Raw genomic sequence first — 22,221 nt, forward strand, 5'->3', positions numbered from 1 at the left:
GGCTACCGGAGCCTGACTTTGAGCATTATTTAGCCCTGCAGTATCGCTACATTGTATCGTTACATCAAGCGCAGCTGGAGCAGTTGTCCAGGCTGGGGCAGTAGTATCTTCGATAGTAATTACCTGAGTAAAAGTGGTACTGGCGTTAAGGCAAATATCTTTAGCTACCCAAGTATTGGTATAAGTTCCTGAATTTACACAAGAACCGGCAACAAAAGCACCGCTTGTTTTAGTGTAGGTTACTGTTCCGTTGCAATTATCAGTTGCTACAGGAGCCTGACTTTGTGCAGTTGCCAATCCAGCTGTATTACTGCATTGTAATGTTACATTTAGCGCAGTTGCAGCAGTAGTCCATGATGGCGGGGTAGTATCTTCAATAGTAATTACCTGAGTAAAGGTGGTGCTTGTGTTCAAACACACATCTTTAGCTTTCCAGGTATTGGTGTAAGTTCCTGAATTTGCACAAGAACCGGCAACAAAGCTACCACTGGTTTTAGTATAGGTTACTGTTCCGTTGCAATTATCTGTTGCTACGGGAGCCTGACTTTGTGCAGTTGCTAATCCAGCGGCATTGCTGCATTGTAGTGTTACATTTAGATCAGTTGCCGCAGTAGTCCATGCTGGTGGAGTAGTATCTTCGATAGTGATTACTTGCGTAAAGGTAGTGCTGGTGTTCAAACACAAGTCTTTAGCTTTCCAGGTATTGGTGTAAGTTCCTGAATTTACACAAGAACCTGCAACAAAACTACCACTGGTTTTAGTATAGGTTACTGTTCCGTTGCAATTATCCGTTGCCACAGGAGCCTGACTTTGTGCAGTTGCTAGTCCTGCTGTATCGCTACATTCTAGCGTTACATTTAAGGTAGTCGCTGCAGTAGTCCATGCTGGTGGAGTAGTATCTTCTATAGTAATTACCTGAGTAAAAGTGGTACTGGCGTTAAGGCAAACATCTTTAGCTATCCAAGTGTTGGTGTAAGTTCCTGAATTTATACAAGAACCTGCAACAAAACTACCACTGATTTTACTATAGGTTACCGTTCCGTTGCAATTATCTGTTGCTACAGGAGCCTGACTTTGTGCAGTTGCCAATCCGGCTGTATCGCTACATTGTAGTGTTACGTTTAATGCAGTTGGTGCAGTAGTCCATGCTGGCGGGGTAGTGTCTTCAATAGTAATTATTTGGGTAAAAGTTGTGCTGGTGTTTAAACATAGATCTTTAGCTTCCCAGGTATTGGTATAAGTTCCTGAATTAGCACAAGAACCGGCAACAAAACCACCGCTTATTTTATTATAAGATACTGCAGAGCAAGCATCTGTTGCTACAGGAGCCTGACTTTGTGCAGCTGCCAATCCGGCTGTATTGCTGCATTGTAATGTTACATTTAATGCGGTTGGTGCAGTAGTCCATGCTGGAGCGGTAGTGTCTACAACATTTATGGTTTGACTTACAGGAAGAGATGCGTTATCACAAGCGTCTTTTGCTGTCCAAGTTCTTGTTATAGAATAAGTGCCCGCACATGCCCCTGGTGTATTAACATCAACATAAGTTAATGAAGATACAGTGCCACTATTGTCTGTAGCTGTTGCTACAGCAAATATTGGAGTATCAGGACAATTAATTGTTGAAGGAGCCGGTAAAGGGTCGACGACAGGATTAGTTAAATCACCACTTGTTATGGTTACTGAAAGCTGTTTTGTACAGTTATTACTATCAGTAACGGTAACAGTGTAGGTTCCTGGTCCCACACCTGGTAAATCTTTCGTAACAGCGCCGGTATTCCACAAATAAGTGTAATTAGGAGTTCCGCCGGTTGGTGTCAGTGTTATAGTAGTTGTACCTCCGCTGCAACCAACATTTGGATGAGTTTCACTTAACATTAGTTCATCAGGCTCAATTATCGGTACGATATATGAATTTGAAATGTTTTGAGAATCCGTAACTGTTAGCTTAGCAGTATTGTTCGAAGTTGTATACGTGAAGGTAGGATTTGGCGATGTGGAGTCTGGTGCTCCGCCATCGTTTCTAAAATCCCAAGCAAAGGTATATGGAGTTAATCCTCCATTTGTTGTTGAAGTAAACGCAACTGTTGTATTTGTTCCCACTTTACACGCTTTGTATGTAAATTGAACAGCCAAAGGTTTAGAAATAACAAATGAATTTGTAAAATCACATTGAGAGTTGGAGTAGCTGCCACAATTGTAATTCGACCCGGGATCATTGTTAGGGCTCGTTTTCCAGGCGATTATAGAATTAGAAAGAACTAATTCATCTCCACAAGTCCAATTAAAAGGACCATATATTAACTTTTTGTTACTTCCGGGAACAATAGTTCCCAAAAGAACATTTAAAAATGTTGGTACTCCATTTATAATTAAATCTGTATTTAATCTTGCAAAGTGAATACTGGAATTTGAATTTGAAGAATAGTTAAGATAAATGTATACTTGCTGTACTTGTCCAATAGTACAGGTCGTATTAGTTATAGGGTCTCCATTTGCAGCAGAAAGACTCAAATATACATCCGTTAAGGTGTAGTTGTTCGATGTACAAGCATATCCACAGGTTCTTAAATCTACTTGTGAATATGAAAAATTGATATTAAATATTAGAACCAACGTTATAAAAACGCTTTTAATATTAATATTTTTAAAAAAAGAAGTAATGTTTTTCATAATCTCTATTTTTTAAACTTTAGTACTATTATTATGAGAATTTTATATTTTTTTTAATCAGTTTTTGTTTGACTAAAAAGTATCGGGCGAAAATGACCTGAAATCAATATTGTTGTTATCTTAAAAAATTAACATATTAATTACGATATCAAAATTATATCCTTTAGTTAGATTTGATTTCTTTTCTCTTTGAATTACTTAAAAACTCGTTGAATTGAAGTTTTTTTCAAATAGAATGGGCTAAAAAATCTCATATTTCAAAAATTTGATTTTTTTTGGAAGGAAAGTGTTTTGAGAAATAAATACATTGAAACGATTTAGTTTATTGATAATCAGATAATTAAGTGCTTATTTTAAAATATCGACAAAGAGCAAATATCATAGATTAAATACAATTTAAAGAATTGAGAGTAGAATTTTACGTACCAAAAATTCGCTTAATTTCACTTTAATTAAGGAGAATTTTAATGATTTTGAAGATAAAAGATGTTTGATTTTTGTTTTATTGGACAATTTACAAACCTCTTTTTGTAAAATTTCAGAAGATTTATGAAGTAGGGTTTTTTGCGAAATACTCAATTGAGGTTTTAATTTGAAGCAAAAAGAAAACTATTCTTTAAAATCCCTCATTATAATTTAGTAGGAAAGAAGTTTTTCTATTTAAAAAATATTCTATTGAACCATTAAGAGATTAAGAAAAATGAAGCCTTGCTTTTTAATCTTTTAATAGTGAGAAAGTAAAAAATAAATGCTAAAAAAAAATCTGCTCACCTGAGCGATAGCGAACAGGTCAAGCAAATTTTTATAAAATGAATATTAAAAGTCAAAGAGATGCAGAATAGGGCATCATAAGAATTTTAATTCTCGCAGAAAGCACCAATTTGTTTCAAATGTCTTTCTGTTTGGTATTTATTAAAGTTATCCCATTTTGGAGGGAAACTTGTTTTTTGTCCGCACATAGCATCCAGACAAACATTGTTGTCTTTGTACTTATCGTGTAAAACAGCTAGAATTTTAAAGAAAAATTCATCAAGCATTACGATAGCTTCAAACTCTGATTTTAGTGTGTCATAATTAGAATCTGCCGGATTTAGTATTTGTAATAAATCTAAAACTTCTTTCTTTTCCTCTTCATTAATTTCAGTTAAATAACCCATTTTTAAGGTTTTAAAAACCAAATTATTCCAAGCCACGCTGTCATGTCCCCATTGAACATCAGGTAAATTTAAAGAATGCTCGCAAATTAAAATGATAGAAAAAAGTACATCATTTAAGTATTCTGCCGGAAACTCATCAAAACTTCTGAATTCAAAACCACTTTGGTACATTTTTTCCTGATTGAAATCAAGACCCAATTCCGAAAGCATTTCATATTCCATGTCAGCTTCAATCTGATCTCGCCACCAAATGTTTTCTTCTTTTTCAAACTTTAGTAACTTTCTAAAATCATCAACTTTATAAGTCAAAATTTTACCTTTTGGCATTGCAGTATTGTATGTTCCCACGCCTATGTAACGAGACATAGCATTTCTCATAGAGCCCAGAGTAAACTTTTTGTCTAAACTGTATTTATCACTTATCACTCCCATAATATCCGGGCTTCCAAGAGTTGCGATAAAGAAAGGTTCAAACCATTGCAGCAAATAAATCGCATTGCTATGTGTTTTATTAAACTCATTATAATCGATAATCCTGCTGTCTTCAGTCAATGACGGTAAAGTAATATGAAAATGGTACGTTCCGTTATTAAACAAAACAAGATTTTCCTGATTGGTCATGAACATATTCAGACCATTATTATAATCCGGAAAACTTAATTTTCCGTCTAAAACAGCCGATTCATTGATTTTATCCAGGAACAATTTTTTAGTAGCTTTCAGTTCTTTGCAAGAATCGACTATTGTTCTGTTTTCAAAATATTTAGTTACAAATTCGATAGAATCACCATCAAAATGTACAGAACCCATTGTTTTGTTTCTTTGGGTAATCATACTTTGAATATTGTACGGTTGATCTTCAAGGAAAAGTTCCATAATAGATTTTCCAAGATAATCAGGATTTTCAATAGGTTGTGCCGTTACTTCGCCAGTTTCGGTATCAATTAATGGTTTAACGGGTGATAGTGTTTTGTGCTGATAGTTTATATCTAGTTTTTCAAGCGAATGACTGTTCATCATTCGGCTCACAGTGTAGTTTTCGTTAATGCCAAAAGCTTTTTTCAAAACAGAGGTTAAACTCTCTGGTTTGTAGCATTTTCTATAGTCAATGCTATATTTTTCAAAGCCAATTTTTTCTTGTATAAACTCACCAGAGACTATTAGGGATTCTTCAAATTGCATGTAGGTTTCGTTTTCTAATCCTATTCCCCAATAATATTTTTGTGTCTGATTGTCTTTCATTTATACTAATTGTCTTTTTTATGGTTAATTTAATTTTTTGAAATCATTGTTTTTGCTCGGAAACACGAAACTAATTTGTTAACAATCAGGGGCAAGAAATCTTTTAACGGATAAAGCATAATTGGTTGCATCCATTAAAAAAGTCTTGATTTACTTTTAAAATTGTATGAATTTATATTAGTTTCAGAAATTTTGCACTTGTATCGACTGAATGATTGATAAACCAGTAGAATTTTATAAGTAGGTTATAAAATTACTATTGATTGTAATTACTTTTATATCAATAATTTAAGAAGATGAATAGCCGAATGACAACTTTTACTATTCCTGTTTTTTCCAAGTTGCAAAAGTATGTTTTTATTATGTCATTTACAAATGCTTAATGCATTGAAAATCAATAAAGTTTTTAAGGGTTTAAACAATTTTAGGAATTGTTTTTATTTATTCATGGTAATAGAAGACGTGAGAGGAATATAACTCATCATTCCACCAGTCTTTTCTAACTTCTGAAAAGTAATTATAATTCAATTTTCCTGCTTGCGATTGTAGCGGATATACTACTTCGTCATTTTCGCGATACGCTTTATGCAAATCCGTTTCAGGAACGACAGGAACAATATGTCCGGAAAGTCCTTTTTCTCTTCTTTTGGCACAAATGATTCCAATTCCGCCATCAGCGTTTACTTTATTCTGAATTTCATCAACAGTAAACATTCTTTTCCATCCAAAACTGGCTCCCCATTCTAAAAACCAATCGTGTATAGCGCTGGAGTAAATGCGATCAACAGTTTGCTCAAAAACAGGTTCAACTTCTTCGCCCTTCAATACTTTTTCAAGAGATTCATCTGTCCACCAAACCGTTGGTAAATATACTTTAGAGAAATAGCAGTAATCATAAGAATAGACATTGCAATACGTATCTTCAACCGTTCTTTGATATCGAAGACTCGTTTCAACATCTAATTTTGCAATAAGTTTGTGAATACTTTCTTTTTTACTGGCAGTATCGGTCAAATCTCTAAACGGAATACTGGAATCCATAAGAGGTTTTTCCTTCATTTCTATAGAATTTAACTGCGATTCCTGATCAGGTAATAAATCGACTTTCTTTATTTGGTTATTCGGTATTGGATTATCACTCAAAGGTAATGATGCTACTGATATGGTATGTTTCTCCATCTTGACTGCTTAAAATTTATTGGCTTACTGCTATAAAAAAACGCTATTTACATAACGTTATTTTGTCAACCAAAAGTGTAAATATATTTTAAACTTTTTAAACAGCTCCATAAAAAGGTAAATTTTAGAAAACATTTATAATTAAATTTGTTGGTTTATTCCGAAGTTTTGACACAATTGAATCTAATCAAAAGTTTTTTAAGAACGTTTTTCTTCTTTTTTTGTGTTAGTTTGAAGATAGAGTTTTCGTTATCTTTGCGCTTCTAAAATTACCTCATGAATCCCTCTGTCAAAGCCATTCATCCAATCTATAATCTTCAATTTGGATTAGTCTGTTTAAGTTCGTTGCTTTTTTCTGCCAGTTTTAATATGTTAATTCCAGAACTTCCTGAATATTTGAGTAAGATGGGCGGGGCAGAGTATAAAGGATTGATTGTTGCACTTTTTACCTTAACAGCTGGGATTTCAAGGCCTTTTAGCGGTCGTTTGACGGACACTTTAGGAAGAGTTCCCGTTATGGCGGTAGGATCAATTGTTTGTTTTGTTTGTGGTATTCTTTATCCTGTTTTAGGAACAGTTTCCGGGTTTTTATTCTTGCGATTGATTCATGGATTTTCTACAGGATTTAAACCTACAGCAACGGCAGCTTACGTGGCAGATATTGTTCCAAGAGAACGTTGGGGAGAAGCTTTGGGCTTGCACGGACTTTGCTTTTCTATAGGAATGGCTTTGGGACCTGCCATTGGAAGTACGATCAAAATATATTCTTCTATGAACATGCTTTTTTATGCATCTTCGGTTTTTGCTCTTATGTCTATTGTAATTTTAATGAATATGAAGGAAACTTTAAAATACAAACAGCGTTTTAGTCTGCGTATTTTAAAGATTTCAAGAAAAGATATTATTGCTATAGAAGTTTTACCAGCTGCGATTGTAACGTTTCTGTCTTATATGGCTTATGGCGTGATTTTGACCTTAATTCCAGATTGGAGTCAGTATTTAGGCATTACCAATAAAGGTTTGTTTTTTATGGTTTTTACAATTACTTCGGTAATGATTCGTTTTGGAGCCGGAAAAGCCTCTGACAAATATGGTCGTTTGCATATAATCGCAATTGGATTATTCTTTTTGATTATATCGCTAATTATTGTTGGATTCTCTACCTCAATTAGCGGACTTTTAGTAGGTGCAGCGCTTTATGGAGTTTCTACCGGAATTGTTTCGCCAGCTTTAAATGCATGGACGGTTGATATGAGTTTCGCTGATCATCGCGGTAAAGCCATGGCAACGATGTACATTGCACTTGAAGCCGGAATTGGTCTTGGCGCACTTATAGCAGGCTGGATGTATCAGGATGTGATTGCAAAAATACCGATGCTTATGTACGCCAGTGCCGTAATGGTTTTCCTGGCCTTAGGTTATGTTGCGATGCGTTTGCGAAAAGGTGAAAAAAACGTGATTGATTCTGAGTCTTAGATTTTAGATCCATTCTCCCGCAGTATTATAATCATTTGGTAAATAGGTAAGGTATTGAACCATTCTTGGAGTTTTTCCTCTGTTTGGTGTAGCGCAATGTGGTAATGTATTGTTCCAGATTATAAAATCGCCGGTATTACCAGTAATAGCTTTTGGCTGTAATGTAGCAATAGCTTTATCTCTGGGGTTTTCATTTGACTTAAGACTATCAAGCCATTGATTAATTTGGTTATGAAATCCCGGAACGCAATGAAATGCGCCGTCGTTAACGCCACAATCCGTGAGATAGAGTAGTCCCTGAAGTCCAAATTTTATAGGCTGTTTTAAACTGGTATCCCAATGAAGCGGACTTCCTAAAAAAATAAAATTATCAGTTTCAGGCGGGTTAAAACTTACTTTGTCAATAGTTTTGTATATTTTATCAGTGTTGTAAAGCTGTTCATAAGCTTTTTTTATTCTTGGAGAAAATCTGTTTTTATTTAAGGTTTCATGATCCGAAAAATTAAGCATTAATCCTTTTTGATCCGGATGTCTGTTGTACCACGTTTCTTTTTTGTTGGGATCCATTTTTAAATACTCCCAAATAGCTTGTTGAGTATCTTCGCAGTCTTTTTTCGAGACAGCATTTTTTATAATAACATAACCATTTTTATCCCAAAATTGAAGATCTTCCTCTGAGAGAACATTAGCTGTAAAATCGTGGGATTCGGTATTTTCTATTTTCTTTTTATTATTAATCCAGGTTTTGAAAGTTTCAAAATCGGGTTTCTCAAAATATAGAAACTGTAGTGTATCTTCCATACCAATACCCAATTGATACAAAGCTTTTATTTCTTCATTCCAGGTTTGGGTAGTTTCCCCAGAAGAAATATTGGAAGGATACAAAGCACGGTTCCAGAGTTTTTCAAGAATAATTAGAGGTTCTCCCATTTAAATAGATTTTAAGAATCAGTTAATTCAAAAATAAATCATTTACGGTTTTCTGTTTAAAGTATAAATACCTGATTTAGGATTCGAATAAAGTATTAAAAATGGTTCTGCTCTTTATTATTTCTTAAAGTATAAGTCACCAGATTTTTTACTTTTTCATGCGTATTATTGTAATTTTTATCTTCAAATTCAAAATTCATTTTCTTAAGCATTGCTACAGAATTGATATTGTCAGAGGATGGAAATGCCGTAATTATTTTTGCTTGTATTTCTTCAAACGCATATTCTATGACTTTTTTAATAGCTTCGCCCATTATTCCTTTACCTTGAAATTCACTCAGCATTTCATAGCCAATTTCAACAATTTCATTTTCAAGATCAAAATTCCACAAACAAATAGAACCAATCAGATCATTGCTTTCTTTTAGGTTTATGACCCAATAAATGCATTCATTTTGTTCCCTTAAATTTTGCATTTTGATGATGTAATCTTGTGCTTTTTGTAAAGTTGATGAATTATCTCTTCCAACAAATGCGTTTACAATTTCATCAGAATGTAGTTTATGGATCAAATTGGCATCAGTATTTTCAATGTTTCGCAATATTAACCGATCTGTTTGGAGTTGTGGGAAATTTTTAAAATCTAATACCATTCTTTAAATTTATTTGCATTACAATTATTCGACTAAAAAACTCAATCATTCGATTTGTTTTAGGATAGGAAAATTAAATAATAAATAACAGATACTTGCCATATTTCATAATATAATAAACCTAAAAAGAATTATTGACAGAATTTAACTTATTTTTCATTGAAAATCAGTTTGTTAGTATTGATTTACTAATTGATTAGTAAAAATACTAACTAATTAGTTTGTCTACTAACTAATTAGTAGTATCTTCGTAAAAAGATTTAACCATGATAAAATTAGCCAAACGAGAAGAACAAATCATGCAAGTGTTTTGGGATTTAGACAAAGCCTTTATAAGAGATATAATCCCATTGTTGCCAGATCCAAAACCACATTACAACAGTGTGGCAACAATAGTAAAGATTCTAAAAGACAAAGGATTCCTGAATAGTGAAACGGCAGGGAATATGCATTGTTTTTTTCCGATAATCAGTAGAGAAGAATACCAACAATTTGCCTTGAAGGATATTGTTAGCCAGTATTTTGATAATTCGTACCCACGAATGCTTGCTTTTTTTGCAAAAGAGCAAAAGCTTACAGAAAATGATTTGGATGAAATAGTTGATATCATTAAAAAAGGAAAAGTATGATACCTTATATCTTATATACAGCGCTTATTCTTGCAGCATGTTTCGTATTTTATAAACTGCTTCTGCAAAAAGAGACATTCTTTCATCTCAACAGATATATTTTGTTATCTTGTATGATACTGGCTTTTATTTTGCCATTGGTTCCAATTCCTCAGCAATTATCATTAAGAAAGGCAGCTGTAGAAAAACCTGTTGAGGCTGCTAAAATTCCGGTTAGTAAAATTGAACCTGTACAATCTAAAGTTCAAGCCGTTGAGCCAACAATTGTTGAACAAACCAATGAAACTTTTAATCTTGAATCTGCGGTTCAATGGCTGGTTTATTTGTATTGGTTTGGCGTAATAGTTTTTGCTCTTAACTTTTTGATGCAAGTAGTTTTATTGCTTTACAGGGCCTATTCAAAATCAGTTATTCAGGACGGAAAATTCCGTATTATCGAAATAACAGACGATAAAGCTCCGTGTTCATTTGCTAATAATATTTTTATCAATCCGGAGAAATATGAGTGGGAAACGTATAATCAAATTTTGCTGCATGAAAAAATTCATATCGAGCAAAAACATACTATAGACCTTCTGCTTGCTGAGATGGTTCTTATTTTTCAATGGTTCAATCCGTTTGCCTGGCAATGGAGAAAAGCTTTAGAAATTAACCTTGAATTTTTGACAGACGATCAAATGTTACAACAGGATAATGTCGAAAAAGAAAGCTACCAGTTTAGTTTACTAAAAGTAGCTGCGCCCCAATTCCCTTTGAGTCTTACAACCAACTATAATCAATCATTATTAAAAAAACGAATCATCATGATGAACTCAAAAAAATCAAACGTGCATACCACTTGGAAATATTTTTTCCTATTGCCATTATTGGTGTTGTTTGCCTGCCTTTTTAATCAACCGGCAGCGCAAAGTCAAACTCTTAGTTCTAACGAAGAGCCAAAAGAGAACCTGGATATTAAAAGCGAAATGAAAACAGAAGGGGACTGGTTTGCCACAATCAAAGGCAATACTGTAGAGATTCACTTCAAAAATAATGAAAGGGACAATTCTTCAAGTACTTTTCAATTAAGCGAACTGGCAAATATTCCAAGAGATAAGCAAGGTACATTTACGCTAGAGCGTGAAGCGGGAACAATGTCTTTTAACGGAAAATTTGAAGGTGATAAAGGTATGGGAACCTATAAATTTATACCTAATGCAGCTTATAGCGCAGCAATGTTAAAAGAAGGAGTTGTGGTTAAAAAAGACATTGATCTTATTGTTTTCTTTATGATCAATATCAAAGTTTCTTATGTGCAAATGCTGAAGAAAAACGGTTATACTGATATTGACAAAGACCAGCTGATTCCTCTTGCTGCCTTAGATATAAATGAGGCTTATATTACCTCTATCAAACAAGCGATTCCGGATATTGATTTAGACAATCTGGTTCCTTTTAAATCATTAGGTATAGACAAAGCTTTTATCGAAGAAATACGCAAAGCAGGTTATAAAGATGTTAGTCCGGGTAAACTTATAGCGTTGAAATCTCAGGGTATTGATGGAAAATATATTACTGATGTTCGCAATTCTACTAAAGGAGACAAGACAGATAACAATAAAGATTCTGATGATGATGACGATATCATTGCTTTTAAGTCTTTGAATGTTGATCAGGAATTTATTAATTCTTTCAAAAAATTAGGCTACAATAACATTTCAAACAGTGATTTGATTGCTATGAAATCCCTAAATGTAACTCCTGAATATATAAGTGGTTTTCAAAAAGCGGGATATAAAGATATTCAGGTAGACGATTTTATCGCAATGAAATCTCTAAATGTAACACCTGAATATGTAACCGAGTTTCAAAAAGCAGGATATAAAAATATTAGCGCAAGCGATTTGGTTGCCTTGAAATCACAAAACATTACACCGGATTTAATGCAACAATACAAAGAACTTGGTTTTAATGATTTAGCAATAGACGATATTATTGGAGCTAAAGCAACGGGAACTACACCATCTTTCATCAAATCAATGAGAGGTAAAGGACACGATTTTAAAAACATAGAAAAGTATATCGAATTAAAAGCTGTTCTTGGTAATTAATCACAACCTGAAATAATCCGAGTTGTAAGACTAAAAAAAGCCCAAACCGAAAAGGAATGGGCTTTTTTATTCCTAATTATTTAAATCAAAAAAATACAATTATATCCCCGCAAACTGCTTCGGGTCATAAAAAAACTTTTCTTTCTTTATAAGTTCACCTTCCCAGTTTTGATAGGCAATTTCTTCAATTTCAGAAATGCGTCCATCTTTCCACTCAAAACGGAAATACCACTGAATAACAACATAATCTTCATTGATAAAATAAGGGCGAATGCATTTGGATACTAATGATTTGACTTTTGCCAGCGTATTTTTTTCGTTAGCAATAAGAAAATCCCGACCAACTCTAGGTTCAGATTGATTTTCTTGCATTGAAGCATCAATAGTATAAAATTTTTCGATTGCTTTATCGTGCTCGTTGGATTCGACCATTGCGATAAATTGTTCTATTGTTTCTAATTTAGGCATGAGTTCTGGCTTTTAGATTTTGAATAGTTGCTATATATCTATGTTCAAAAATAGATTGATCGACCGGCACGACAACCGATTGAAATAGTTTCATTAAATCATCAGAATGATTTGCTGCTTTTTTGGTCTGAACGTTATATGGAATAAACTTTATCCATAGAATAGCCTTTAATTCTGTTTCGTTTTCATTCCACATTTTCATTTCTACCAGCAGAAGATTATCGGTATATTGAATCAATTGCGACTCAATTAATACGGTTTCCATTGTAAAGGCTGGTTTTATATAACTGATTTGATTAGAGGCAACAACCCAACTAAGTCCTGTTGCGTGCATATATTTAAACACATCAAGATCGTAATGTTCCGCAATTTGATCCTCACGTGTATTAAGGAAGTATTCTAAATACTTGGAGTTGTTTAAATGATTAAAAGGATCACAATCCTGAAATCTTACTTTTCTTTTTGTTTTTAATACTTTTTCCATTTTGATAATAAATTACATCAAATACCGATCGGTATTTGATAGGTTAAAAAATTTTTCTTTCTACTTCCTGATGCTTTCTATTAGTGTACTGTCTATAAAGTCCATCGCACTATCTATATAAGATTGGTCATTATGGGTAAATGCCAGAAGCGAACTTCCTTCGATAAGCGACAATATTGTTTTTGCGTATTTAACAGGATCAGTATTGGGTTGAATTTCATTATTCATAATACCATCCGTAATAATATTAGTTAAACCCAAAGTAAATTTTTGAGATAAATTTTGTGCCGCTTCGAATAATAACGGATTGATAAATTTGGTATCAACTCCAACTCGTAACATAGGACATCCACCTCTGTCTTTGACTAAATCATAATAACTGCGCTGATAGTTTGTTATGGCATATAACTTATTTAGAGAACCTTCTTTAGTGGCAACAATTTTGAATAAAGGCGTTATTGCCAGACTTATATTGAGTTGAAATGATTGTAATGCTAAATCCTCCTTATTAGAAAAATTGCAATAAATAGCCCCTTTTGTGAGACCGGTTGCTTTTGTTATATCGGTTAGACTAGTGCCAATGTATCCCTGTTTATTGAAAATAGGGGCTACTTTATCCAGTATGAATTCAGAAGTATTCATGATTTTTCTGTTTGAAATAATTAAAATCATAACAAATATAAACATAAATACCGATCGGTATTTGAGAAATTTTACTTAATATTTTAAAAATTAGAAGAAATTATTACTTAGGCTAATTAATATGGAAGAGTGTGGATATCAAAATGATAAAATCGTATCATTTTGATATGTATATAGGTATGTAATAAATATCTCGATTGTATTGTAAGTATAATATAAACAGGCTATTACACTTGTTACTTGAGTAGAATAACAGTTGTGGTATGTCGTTTGAATATTGTGTTTTGTATTTCCAATAATCAATTATGAAAACCGAACATTCTATTATAGATTTTTCAGACAAAGATTTTCCTTTGCCTGACCCATTCTCGAACAAAATATCATTAGAACAAAAATGTGAAATTTCCGAAGAATTACTCGATTTTACGATTGAGGTCGCTAACGTCAATCATTTTTTTTGGGTAAAAGAAATTTGCGACGTCACATTATCTTCTGCTATAGCGCGGGGAACTGGTATTTCGGGACGTTCTGCTGAATCACTCGAATTAAAAATGAAAAATGGAGAAGCCATAATTGCTTTTGCATCAGACGGAACATGGGCAGGTTTCTCTTTTATTTCTTCGTGGGAAAATGGTAAATATGTTTCTAATTCCGGATTGATAGTCGCGCCTCAATTCAGACATACAGGTCTTGCAAAAAAAATTAAAAGAAAAATTTTCGAACTGAGCTGTCAAAAATATCCCGAGGCGAGTATATTCAGTTTGACTACAGGATTGGCAGTGATGAAAATGAACCACGAACTTGGTTTTGAACCCGTTACTTATTCAGAACTAACAAAGGATGAGGTTTTCTGGGAGAGCTGTAAGTCTTGTATCAATTGTCCTATTTTAATGAGCAAAGACAGAAAAAACTGTTTGTGTACAGCAATGTTATATAATCCGAAGAATGCGTAAGTGATTTGTATTAATTTGTAAAGTGTATTCCCTACGGGCATTGTCATTAAGTTAAGAAAAAATCCAATGGAGCAATTTGTTAAAGAGAATATCTCATCGCTTTGTTTCTGTTCCATCGGAACATTTCATCGGTAGTAGCCCAATAAATACGGCGTTTTTTTACGTTCCATAGGAACGTTTGATTTTATAAATAATATTGGTAAAAACAAATACAGATTAGATATACAATTTCTCAAGCGTCCCAATGGGACGATGTTTCTCACGATGCATTTTTTTTCTACCGATGAGGTGTTCCGATGGAACACAATCTAAAATATCTTAACTTAATGACATTGCCCGCAGGGATTACACAGATTTAAGTATTCTTAATAAATTTATTAAGCACAATTTTAAAAAGTTCTGTTTCTGCTTTTTCCAGCCATTCAAAAGCCAGCATATCGCGTGTAATTATTTCGGCGCCATTTTGTTGCATTCTTTGTAGCGCTCTTTCTTTGTCTGTTGGATTTCGGGTTCCAACGACTGAATCAAGTATAAAAACCTCATAATCCAGTTCTAAAAGATCTAAAACCGTTTGTTGTACACAAATATGAGCTTCGGTTCCGGCTATAACAATCTGCTTTCTTCCTTTTTGAATATTCTCCAGAAGATTTCCTTCACGAACTGCCGAAAAATAAGTCTTTGTTACAATTTCAGTTTCTTCAAATTTTTCTCTGATTATAATTGGTGTGGTTCCAATTTTCTCCGGACAATGTTCGGTTAAAAGTATTGGAATACCAATTAATTTGGCCAAATCAATTGTCCAGATAACGCTTTTCATAACCTCTTCATTTTCATGAATCTTCGGCAGCAGCCTTTCTTGAACATCTATGACAAGTAATGTAGAATTTGATGGTAAAATCTTCATAAGTTCTCATTTTAGGTGACACAATTCTAGAATTTGATAATCGACAATACATTCAAATTTACTAAAAAAGGGAATTGCTTTGCTCAAAGAAACAAGTCAATTTGTTAATTGATATTTACAGTGAGTTGGCATTAATTTTTGGGCCTTTTTACGAAAAGCTAGTTTTTGTTATATATCACAAAAGTTAATAAAAATTAGCGAAATGTAGCGATAAATAAAACATGTTTATTGTTGTAGATAATTGTAAATTACCATGTTGTGAGTTTGGCTTAATGATTGCTTTGAGTTTTTCGAGATCGCAAAATTAAGTGCATAATTACGCTGATTTATTCTAAGAATATCAGAGTAGTAATTAGAACTTAATAGTATTAAATCGTAATTGACCATACTTTATTACTCATTAAATATTCAATCTTATGACAAAATCAATAATTCTTATTCACGGAAATTTTGTAAATAATCTAACCTGGGAGAAATGGAAAACTCACTACGAACAAAAAGGTTATACGGTTTACACACCAGCCAATCCGGGTCACGAAGGAGTTCCTGCAGATTTAAGAAATCAAGTCCATCCTGCACTTACTAAAACAGGTTTTATAGATGTGGTTAATAATATCCAGGAACTAATTAAAAGTTTGCCCGAAAAACCATTAGTTATAGGGCATTCTATGGCAGGAATGGCAGCAATGAAATTGTTAGAACTAGATAAAGTTGCGGCAGCGGTAAGTATAGACGGTGCACCGCCAAAGAATGTGTTTCCGCCATTTGCAACTTTAAAAGCCGTGATTCCTGCGTTTGGTTTCTTTTCTGGCAAAGACTATTTTATGGGGAGTAGGGAATGGTATAATAGATGTTTTTTCAATACATTACCCGAAGGAGAAAGAGCCAAAGCTTTTGATAGTATTGCAGTACCCGAAAGTTTTAAAGTAAGCAGAGAATTAGTCCTGAATTCTTTTTCTAACATTGATTTTAAAAAACCGCATGAACCAATTTTATTTATTGGCGGCGGAAGCGATAATATATTTCCACCGGCTCTCACAACAACATTAGCACATAAATATACAGATGAAAATAGCCGTGCCGACTTGAAGATTTTTCAGGGAAAAAGTCACTTCATCTGTGGAGAAAAAGGTTGGGAAGTGGTAGCAGATTATATTTTAGATTGGTATGAGGAACTATAAGCTTTTTGCCAAACGACTTTAGAAATTTAGAATATAAAGTATAAGAACAAGTTCAATTTTTAATCATTAATAAACCTATTAAAAGAAATCAAAATGAGCAAGATTACAGTAAAAGACGGAACAGAAATTTATTACAAAGATTTGGGAACAGGGCAACCAATTTTCTTTCATCACGGTTGGCCATTGTCTGCAGACGATTGGGATGCACAAATCATTTTTTTCTTAGAAAAAGGATATAGAGTAATAGCACATGACAGACGCGGACACGGAAGGTCTACACAGACCTATACAGGGAATGAAATGGATACTTACGCAGCTGATGTAGACGAACTAACAACGTTTTTAGGTTTAAAAGATGCTATACATATCGGGCATTCAACCGGAGGCGGAGAAGCTATTAGATATGCTGCAAAATACGGAAAAAACAAGGTATCAAAAGTGATTCTTATAAGTGCTGTGACGCCTTATATGATTGTAGATGCTAATAATCCGGAAGGAGTTCCATTGGCAGTTTTTGATGATATTCGTTTTAACACAGCTAATAACAGACAACAATTCTATCACGATATTACTTTTCCGTTTTACGGATATAATAGAGAAGGGGCCGATATAAAGAAAGGAATTCAGGACAATTGGTGGCGTCAGGGAATGATGGGCGGTATTAAAGCTCATGTTGATTGTATAAAAGCATTCTCGGAAACTGATTTTACCGAAGATTTAAAAAGTGTCGACGTGCCTGTGCTTGTCTTACATGGAGAAGACGATCAAATCGTTCCGTACAAAACTACCGCTTTAAGAGCAGCAGCGCTTGTAAAAAACGGAAAACTGATTACTTATCCGGGTCTGCCTCACGGAATGCCAACAACTCATGCACCAACTGTTAACGCAGATATTTTAGCATTTATTAAATCTTAAAAATTTGATTTTAATTAACAGAAAATCAGTGCTGTTTAATTTTATAGTAAAAGAAACCTCTTTCGTAAAAAAGAGGTTTTTTGTTTTTTAGAATAGTGCCAAAACCATTTCTGATTTTGAGGATACAATTTTTTAAAGTATAATTTTCTGTTAAATAATTTTAGAATAAAATTAATTTCTGTTCTTTGTACCTTAAGATTTATTAAGAAAATGATTAAGGAAGTCTTAAGGCGATCCATTTTATAATGCAATATTATAAAAGACATGGAGTTTAGACTAATTATCATATTTACGTTATGGACAATAGAAAGTTTATATTAAGTTTAAAAAAAGGTAATGAAGCTTCTTTCAAGGAAGCTTATTTAAACTATTATGATAAACTGGTAAATATTGCCAAACGATTTAATTTTACAGTTCTGACTCCGCAGGACTTTGTTCAGGAAACTTTTCTAAGATTATATAATAAAAGAGAACTACTCAATGAAGATGTTTTATTAGATAAACAATTGTTCGTCATCTGCAAGAACATTATCATTAATCATCTTAATAGAGAAAATAAAATAGTACAACTTGATCCTTTACATGTTGTAATGGAGGAGGAGGATACCGAAACTGAAGTTTTTGAGGAAAGACAAGAAAAACTATATAATTTCATAAATCTGCTTCCGGAACAGCAACAAAAAATTTATACACTACATAAACTGGAAAACCTTAGCTATAAGGAGATTGCAGCAATGACAGATCTTTCTGAAAAGACAATTGCCAATCATATTTACCTCGCCAGTAAATTTATTCGAAAAAAAATCGAAAACCATTAGGAACTTTTGTGATCTCGTTTGTTATATATAAAAACAGAATCATAAAATGAATATTGAGGCTTATAAAACGGATATTACAACCAAGGAAGATGCAAGGTTTATTGTAGCCCTGCTTCAATTTGTTATTTCTGATTGTATCATGAATTTTGATTTAGAAGATTCTAATCATGTTCTAAGAATCGAAACCAACAGAGAAATTAAAGAAATGGTGTATGGTGTTTTTAATAAGCAAGGATTTTATTGTCAGAAACTTTAACGCTCCAAAGATATGAATGATAAAAAAATAGAAGACGAATTAAAAAAGATCTGGGATGAAGTTCCCATTTCGCATTCGGATAGTGAAAAAGAAGCTTCGTGGGAAGAATTTCAATCGAAAGCCTTTTCTCCAAAGAAGCCTAAATTTAAAGTTTGGCGTTATGCAGCGGCGGCGGCAGTTTTAATTTTTACCCTTATCGGAACCGGGATTTATTTTACCAAAGGTCCTATAGAGCAAAATATTATGGTTGCTTCAACTGTAATTGAAAATACAACTTCAAAAATAAAAACAGTTTTCCTGCCGGATAGTTCTAAGGTTGAATTAAGTCCGAATTCTAAACTTACATACGCCAATAATTTTACAACTAACAGAAAGATTGAAATTGATGGAGAAGGATATTTTAAAGTTCAAAAAGATAAAAAACATCCTTTCCAGGTTTTTTGTAAAGAAACCACAACAACCGTTTTAGGAACTTCTTTTACTGTAAAAGGAAATACAGAAAACGGAGTGAGTGTATCACTTTTTGAAGGAAGCGTTGAAATGAGTGTAAAAAATCAGGACAAAAAATGGATACTTGTTCCGGGTGAAACTTTTACCTATGCAAACAATACTGCTGCGGTAACAGAATTCGAGAGATTTACTGATTTTGAAAATGAAAAACTAACAGTTCTTAGTGATTATATTAAAACGAACTATGGTTATAAAATGACATTTCCGCAGGAATATATCAACCAGCGAATTACGGTTCGAATCAATAAAAAAGAAGATTTAAAAATAATTATCCAATTAATATCCGAAATGTATAACCTAAACTTTGAAATAAATGAAGAATTAAAAGTAATTACTTTTCAATAGAAAAGAAAAGGATGCACTAGCCGCGAAACTAAACATCCTCCTCATGGTCAGGATAGTATGAAGCTATCCTATTTAATAATATTCAAAAATACAAAATTTCATGAAGCATATAATTTCAGCGTGCTTTTTTTTACTCAGTTTAGGCGTGTTTTCTCAAAACGTAACCGTAACTGTTGATAAAACGGTAACATTAAAAGAATTCTTTAAACAAATTGAAAATCAAACCGATTTCAAGTTTGCTTTTACAGACCAAATTAATACCAATCAGAAGTATTTTACCCATAAAAAAACATATAAGAATATTGACATAAAGGAACTTATTCATGAGTTAAATAAGAGCGGGTCGGTTCAGTTTTCAATTGTTGGGAGTAATATTTTTGTAAAACAAAAAACAGCCAAGGCACCTAAAAAAAAAAATAAACTGACCGGACAGGTTTTTGACGATAACAATGAGCCTATTATTGGAGCCAATGTTTTTATTAAAGAAACCGAAACAGGCATTACAACAGACAGAAACGGAATGTTTTCTGTAGATCTGGATAAAGGCACTTATACCGTTGCGATTAGTTATATTGGCTTAAAGAATAAAGAAACACAAATTACCGTTTCTGACGATGCAAGGATAAATTTTACTATGGACGCAGACAGTCAGGAACTGGAGCAGGTAATTATAACCACAAACAAAGCCGTTGATGTAAAGAATACTCAAATGAGTGTTAGCAAACTTTCAATGGCAGAGATCAAAAGAATTCCAGCTGCTATGGGCGAGCCGGATCCTTTAAAATCGTTATTGACATTGCCCGGAGTTACAAATGCAGGAGAAGCTTCGTCAGGGTTTAATGTACGTGGTGGTGCGGCCGATCAGAATTTGATTCTTTTGGATGGCGCTCCCGTATATGGTGATTCTCACATGTTTGGATTCTTCTCTATTTTTAACGCAGATATGATAAGTGGAATAGAATTATACAAAGGAGGGATTCCGTCTAAATTTGGCGGACGCGTTTCGTCTGTTCTTGATGTAACACAGCAAACAGGTGATTTTGAAGATTATAAAGTAAACGGAGGTATTGGGTTAATATCGAGCCGATTATTAGTTCAGGGACCAATCGAGAAAGGAAAAGGTTCATTTATCGTTGCCGGACGTGCTTCTTATGCTCATTTATTCTTGAAACTGGCTGATAATAATAATTCGGCCCTGTTCTATGATCTTAATGCTAAAGCTAATTACCGTTTAGGAGCGAATAACTCCATTGCTTTTTCGGGATATTTTGGGAATGATGTTTTTGATATTGATAATCGTTTTACCAGCACATTTGGAAATACTATGGGAACCTTGAGCTGGAAACATAAATTTTCGGATAATTTAAATACCAATTTATCCGTTTTCTATAGCGATTATAGATTTAATCTTGGCTTGCCTACAGAATTTTTTAAATGGAACAATAACATCCAGACTTCCGGACTTAAGTATGCATGGAATCATACTGTATCAGATAAGTTAAAACTAAATTACGGAATCGACGGTCAATATTACAATTTCAATCCCGGAACGGTACAACCAACGAGATCTGATTCTCAGTTTAATTACAAACAGCTGGATAAAAAATATGCCTTTGAATCGTCTATTTATCTGGACTTCGAACATCAGATTACAGAAAAACTGAATTTAAGATATGGACTTCGATACAGTATGTTTTATCGTTTAGGAGGTGAGGAAATAAGCACGTATCAAAATGGGCAAGCGGTTGTTTATAATCCTTTATACAAAATTTATGAAGAAGGAACTCCAACGGGAACAATATCTTATAAAAGCGGAGAAACGATCAGTAAATTTGATAATCTGGAGCCACGTGCGGCATTGTCTTACGCTTTTGACGACAATACTTCTGTAAAAGCAAGTTACAACAGAATGGCGCAATACATTCATATGTTGTCTAACACGCAGTCACCTTTGCCAATGACAATCTGGACACCAAGCGGACCTTTTACAAAACCACAGATTCTGGATCAGTATGCGGTAGGATATTTTAAGAATTTCAAAGACAAAGAATATTCTTTTGAAGGAGAATTATTTTATAAGAAAATCCAAAACCGTATCGATTATATCGACGGAGCAGATATATTGGCCAATAATAACGTAGAGCAGGTAATCCTGAATGGTAAAGCGAGATCTTACGGTATGGAATTATCGCTAAGAAAGAATACCGGACGTTTTACAGGATGGGTTTCATACACTTTATCAAGAGCCGAACAAAAAACGCCGGGAAGAACGCCGGAAGAACCGGGAATTGCAAATGGTGATTGGTATTTGTCAGGATACGATAAACTGCACAATTTGAGTATTGTAGGAAGTTATGAATACAATCCTAAATGGTCCTTTAATGCTAATTTTACTTTGCAATCAGGTCAGCCAGTAACGTATGCAAATGGTTATTATGAATTTGGTGGCATTAATATTCCTAATTTTTCTTTGAGAAACGAAAACAGACTTCCGCTATTTCATCACTTAGATTTAGCAGCAACATATACGCCAAAACCAGACAAAAAGAAAGGATGGCAAAGCTATTGGGTATTTAGTCTTTATAATGTTTACAACAGAAAAAATGCCGCTTCGATTACGTTTGCAACAAACGATGATACAGGAGATAACGAAACCAGAAGACTGTCTATTTTTGGTGTAGTTCCTGGTATTTCTTATAATTTTAAATTTTAATGA

Annotated in this window: 19 protein-coding genes; 10 read left to right on the top strand and 9 right to left on the bottom strand. The window is 33.6% G+C overall.

Annotation, left to right across the window (positions count from 1 at the left end):
* The 3 genes from LPB88_RS20895 to LPB88_RS20905 form a co-directional block, all read right to left on the bottom strand.
* Positions 1-2,673 (bottom strand): PKD domain-containing protein (locus LPB88_RS20895; protein WP_230717601.1); only part of this gene is annotated, 2,673 nt, incomplete at its 3' end.
* Between the two features lie 857 nt (positions 2,674-3,530).
* The gene (locus LPB88_RS20900; RefSeq protein ID WP_230717602.1) at positions 3,531-5,072 is read right to left on the bottom strand and encodes a hypothetical protein; all 1,542 of its coding nucleotides are present in this window, start codon (positions 5,070-5,072) and stop codon (positions 3,531-3,533) included.
* 441 nt (positions 5,073-5,513) lie between these two features.
* Complete coding sequence (locus LPB88_RS20905) at positions 5,514-6,251, bottom strand: hypothetical protein (RefSeq protein ID WP_230717603.1); 738 nt, start codon at positions 6,249-6,251, stop codon at positions 5,514-5,516.
* A 276-nt stretch (positions 6,252-6,527) separates the two neighbouring features.
* Here LPB88_RS20905 and LPB88_RS20910 point away from each other — a divergent pair, with 276 nt between their 5' ends.
* Positions 6,528-7,727, top strand: a complete 1,200-nt coding sequence (locus tag LPB88_RS20910) for an MFS transporter (protein ID WP_230717604.1) — start codon at positions 6,528-6,530, stop codon at positions 7,725-7,727.
* Positions 7,728-7,730: 3 nt separating this feature from the next.
* On the opposite strand, the gene LPB88_RS20915 is transcribed toward LPB88_RS20910, so the two are convergent.
* Positions 7,731-8,657, bottom strand: a complete 927-nt coding sequence (locus tag LPB88_RS20915; RefSeq protein ID WP_230717605.1) for a phytanoyl-CoA dioxygenase family protein — start codon at positions 8,655-8,657, stop codon at positions 7,731-7,733.
* 95 nt (positions 8,658-8,752) lie between these two features.
* Positions 8,753-9,310 carry a GNAT family N-acetyltransferase gene (locus tag LPB88_RS20920; RefSeq protein ID WP_230717606.1) on the bottom strand — a complete coding sequence of 186 codons (558 nt, stop codon included), beginning with the start codon at positions 9,308-9,310 and terminating at the stop codon, positions 8,753-8,755.
* Between the two features lie 266 nt (positions 9,311-9,576).
* Between LPB88_RS20920 and LPB88_RS20925 the strand changes: the two genes are divergently transcribed.
* Positions 9,577-9,939: a BlaI/MecI/CopY family transcriptional regulator gene (locus LPB88_RS20925; RefSeq protein ID WP_089351129.1), complete on the top strand. Its 363-nt coding sequence runs from the start codon at positions 9,577-9,579 to the stop codon at positions 9,937-9,939.
* Entirely contained in the window at positions 9,936-12,029 is a 2,094-nt protein-coding gene (locus LPB88_RS20930; RefSeq protein WP_230717607.1) for a M56 family metallopeptidase, read from the top strand. Before LPB88_RS20925 ends, LPB88_RS20930 begins: the two co-directional genes overlap by 4 nt.
* Before the next feature lie 99 nt (positions 12,030-12,128).
* Here LPB88_RS20930 and LPB88_RS20935 read toward each other — a convergent pair whose 3' ends face one another.
* The 3 genes from LPB88_RS20935 to LPB88_RS20945 are packed head-to-tail and all read right to left on the bottom strand — an operon-like array spanning position 12,129 to position 13,668.
* Positions 12,129-12,497: a nuclear transport factor 2 family protein gene (locus LPB88_RS20935; protein WP_230717608.1), complete on the bottom strand. Its 369-nt coding sequence runs from the start codon at positions 12,495-12,497 to the stop codon at positions 12,129-12,131.
* Entirely contained in the window at positions 12,490-12,981 is a 492-nt protein-coding gene (locus tag LPB88_RS20940) for a thioesterase family protein (protein WP_230717609.1), read from the bottom strand. The genes LPB88_RS20935 and LPB88_RS20940 overlap by 8 nt, the downstream gene beginning before the upstream one ends.
* A 60-nt stretch (positions 12,982-13,041) precedes the next feature.
* Positions 13,042-13,668, bottom strand: coding sequence for a TetR/AcrR family transcriptional regulator (locus tag LPB88_RS20945; RefSeq protein ID WP_230717610.1), 627 nt, complete (start codon positions 13,666-13,668; stop codon positions 13,042-13,044).
* 260 nt (positions 13,669-13,928) lie between these two features.
* On the opposite strand from LPB88_RS20945, the gene LPB88_RS20950 reads away from it, so the two are divergent.
* Complete coding sequence (locus tag LPB88_RS20950; RefSeq protein WP_230717611.1) at positions 13,929-14,576, top strand: GNAT family N-acetyltransferase; 648 nt, start codon at positions 13,929-13,931, stop codon at positions 14,574-14,576.
* Between the two features lie 355 nt (positions 14,577-14,931).
* On the opposite strand, the gene LPB88_RS20955 is transcribed toward LPB88_RS20950, so the two are convergent.
* Positions 14,932-15,480 carry an isochorismatase family protein gene (locus LPB88_RS20955; protein ID WP_230717612.1) on the bottom strand — a complete coding sequence of 183 codons (549 nt, stop codon included), beginning with the start codon at positions 15,478-15,480 and terminating at the stop codon, positions 14,932-14,934.
* 416 nt (positions 15,481-15,896) lie between these two features.
* Here LPB88_RS20955 and LPB88_RS20960 point away from each other — a divergent pair, with 416 nt between their 5' ends.
* The 6 genes from LPB88_RS20960 (at position 15,897) to LPB88_RS20985 (ending at position 22,218) form a co-directional block, all read left to right on the top strand.
* A complete protein-coding gene (locus LPB88_RS20960; protein WP_230717613.1) occupies positions 15,897-16,661 on the top strand; it encodes a carboxylesterase in 765 nt (254 codons plus the stop codon).
* A 93-nt stretch (positions 16,662-16,754) separates the two neighbouring features.
* The gene (locus LPB88_RS20965) at positions 16,755-17,576 is read left to right on the top strand and encodes an alpha/beta fold hydrolase (RefSeq protein ID WP_230717614.1); all 822 of its coding nucleotides are present in this window, start codon (positions 16,755-16,757) and stop codon (positions 17,574-17,576) included.
* Between the two features lie 296 nt (positions 17,577-17,872).
* Positions 17,873-18,394: an RNA polymerase sigma factor gene (locus LPB88_RS20970; protein ID WP_230717615.1), complete on the top strand. Its 522-nt coding sequence runs from the start codon at positions 17,873-17,875 to the stop codon at positions 18,392-18,394.
* Between the two features lie 46 nt (positions 18,395-18,440).
* Positions 18,441-18,650: a hypothetical protein gene (locus tag LPB88_RS20975; protein WP_089351141.1), complete on the top strand. Its 210-nt coding sequence runs from the start codon at positions 18,441-18,443 to the stop codon at positions 18,648-18,650.
* 12 nt (positions 18,651-18,662) lie between these two features.
* Positions 18,663-19,505, top strand: coding sequence for a FecR family protein (locus LPB88_RS20980; RefSeq protein ID WP_230717616.1), 843 nt, complete (start codon positions 18,663-18,665; stop codon positions 19,503-19,505).
* 100 nt (positions 19,506-19,605) lie between these two features.
* Positions 19,606-22,218: a TonB-dependent receptor domain-containing protein gene (locus LPB88_RS20985; protein ID WP_230717617.1), complete on the top strand. Its 2,613-nt coding sequence runs from the start codon at positions 19,606-19,608 to the stop codon at positions 22,216-22,218.
* Positions 22,219-22,221 lie beyond the last annotated feature (3 nt).

The organism is Flavobacterium sp. JAS (assembly GCF_020991455.1).
In the GTDB taxonomy this organism is placed as follows: Bacteria; Bacteroidota; Bacteroidia; order Flavobacteriales; family Flavobacteriaceae; genus Flavobacterium.